The organism is Nocardioides sp. (assembly GCF_031422975.1).
Taxonomy (GTDB): domain Bacteria; phylum Actinomycetota; class Actinomycetes; order Propionibacteriales; family Nocardioidaceae; genus Nocardioides.
The window spans coordinates 1-2,212 of sequence record NZ_JANPEO010000490.1 but is presented as its reverse complement, the minus strand read 5'-3'; the positions used below and the strand labels follow the sequence as shown (position 1 = coordinate 2,212).

Sequence of the window (2,212 nt, the reverse complement as noted above, 5' to 3'; positions counted from 1 at the left end):
GCCACCGAGCTGCGAGCCGCGCTGGTCGCCGCCGACTTCACCTACGACGCGGTGGCCGACACGCTGGGTCCGCAGGCGCACCGGGCGCTCAACCGCAACGAGACCACTCCGGGCGTACGCCGTACGGCTGACCGCTCCGCGCTGAGCACGCTGACCCGGCTCTTCCTGCTCCAGACGCCGACCACCCGCCAGGAAGCCGCCCGCGCGCTGCCCGGCCTGGTCGACCGCCTCTGCAACGCCGGCCTGCTGGAGCAGAGCGTCGGCGAGGTCGCGGCCCGGATGGACTGCCGCCCCTACTCCAGCGACGACGTCGACCTGTGGGTCGTCTCCGACCTGACGCCCGGCCTCGACGGTGCGCCGACCCGGGTCGGTGCCGATCACGTGCTCGGGATCTCCAGCGCCTCGACGAGCCTGGCGCAGCTGACGGTCCGCGACGACGTCGCCCGCGCGCTGGACCTGGGCACGGGCTGCGGGGTACAGGCGCTGCACCTGACGACCCATGCGGCCCAGGTGGTCGCGACCGACGTCAACCGGCGAGCGCTGTGGATGACCCGCTTCAACGCCGTGCTCAACGAGGTCGAGGTCGAGGTCCGCGACGGCTCGTTCTTCGAACCCGTGGCGGGCGAGAGGTTCGACCTGATCGCGACCAACCCGCCGTTCGTGATCAGTCCGGCGACCGGCGAGCGGCTCGTCTACCGCGACTCCGGCCTGCCCGGCGACCGCGTCGTGGAGGACATCGTCCGGGCGGCTCCCGCGCACCTGACCGAGCGCGGGCTGTGCCAGATCCTGGCCAACTGGTCGATCGTCCGCGGCACTGACTGGGACGAGCGACTCGCGTCGTGGCTGACCGACGACTGCGACGCGCTGGTGATCCAGCGCGAGGTCATCGACCCGAGTGAGTACGTCGAGATGTGGCTCAAGGACGAAGGCGTGCACGGCACTCCCGACTACCCGCACCGCTACGACACCTGGCTGTCGTGGTTCGACGACCAGGGAATCGTTGGAGTGGGCTTCGGCTGGATCAACCTGCAGGCGGGTGGCTCCGGCCAGCACCGGCTCGAGGAGTGGCGCTTCGACGTCGAGCAGCCGATCGGGCCGGCCATCGCCGATCACTTCGCCGCCACCCGGTGCGACGTCGACCTGACGTCCCACCTTGTCGCGCGCTCCGACGTGCTCCAGGAGACGCAAGGTCCCCCCGGGGTCGAGGACCCGGCCACGATCATCGTCCGGCAGCAGCGTGGCTTCCGGCGCGCTCGCCAGGTCGACACCGTCGAGGCGGCCCTGATCGGCGCCAGCGACGGCGACCTGTCAGTGGGCCAGCTCCTCGACGCGGTCGCCGAGATCACCGAGGCCGACCCCGTCGAGCTCCGTGCGACCTACCTCCCGGTCGTCCGCGAGCTGGTCGACGAAGGCTTCCTGTCCACGACCTGAGTCTCAGGTCGCAGACGCGAGCATCGCGGCCAGCCCGTCCGTCGATTCGTACCACCCCCGGCGGACTAGTTGTCGGGGAACTCGATGACGATCACGTCGCCGTCCCACTCGCCCTCGACGCCGGAGACCACCTGTCGAACCGTTCGCGCGCGAGCACCATGACGCGCGAGGTCATGACCGCGACCTACGGCAGCCAGGCCGCCTCGATGTCGGTGTGGGTGAAGTCGTCGCCCTTGAAGAGCAACGGCTCCCCACGAACCTTGGCCAGCGCATAGGACATGCAGTCGCCGAAGTTGAGCTTCGCCGCCGAGCCGTGGTGCTTGCCGTAGCGGAGGAAGGCCGCGTGTGCGACCTCCAGATGTTCGGCGGAGAAGGGCACCAGGTGCACACCTTGTTGCCACAGGAAGTCCTTCAGCCCGGTGAGCGGGCGAGGGGTGAGCACCATCGACGTCTCGAGGGCCAGTGGTGCTCCCATCGCGAGTCGATCGGCGGAGCGCATCGCACCAAGGAAGGGTTCCGCCTCGGGTTCTGCCTGGATGATCGCGACAATCGCCGAGCTGTCGATGATCATCGAGGAAGACCACGTTCGTCATACAGGTCCGCGTCGGTGAGCAACGGCTCACTGCTGGCTTCGCGGATCTCTCGAGCCAGTCGTAGCCCTCGGGCGACGTAGTCGTCGTCGTTGTTGCGATCGTGTCGCAGTGCCTCGTCCACCGCCTGGCGGACGGCCTCGGTCAGGGAGACCCCTCGTTTGCGGGCGAGCTCTGCGGCAGCCGCGTGC

Annotated in this window: 3 protein-coding genes; 1 reads left to right on the top strand and 2 read right to left on the bottom strand. The window is 69.5% G+C overall.

The window, feature by feature from the left end; all coding sequences use genetic code 11:
- A partial coding sequence (locus RMO85_RS14605; protein WP_310529453.1) for a methyltransferase occupies positions 1-1,431 on the top strand: 1,431 nt, incomplete at its 5' end.
- A gap of 184 nt (positions 1,432-1,615) precedes the next feature.
- On the opposite strand, the gene RMO85_RS14600 is transcribed toward RMO85_RS14605, so the two are convergent.
- Positions 1,616-2,002, bottom strand: coding sequence for a type II toxin-antitoxin system VapC family toxin (locus RMO85_RS14600; RefSeq protein ID WP_310529452.1), 387 nt, complete (start codon positions 2,000-2,002; stop codon positions 1,616-1,618).
- On the bottom strand, positions 1,999-2,212 hold a 214-nt coding region (locus tag RMO85_RS14595; protein ID WP_310529451.1), incomplete at its 5' end, for a type II toxin-antitoxin system VapB family antitoxin. The genes RMO85_RS14595 and RMO85_RS14600, both read right to left, overlap by 4 nt.

Bases quoted from the DNA above. Each gene is read 5' to 3' on its own strand.
- RMO85_RS14600 (WP_310529452.1), bottom strand. From the start codon at position 2,002: ATGATCATCGACAGCTCGGCGATTGTCGCGATCATCCAGGCAGAACCC.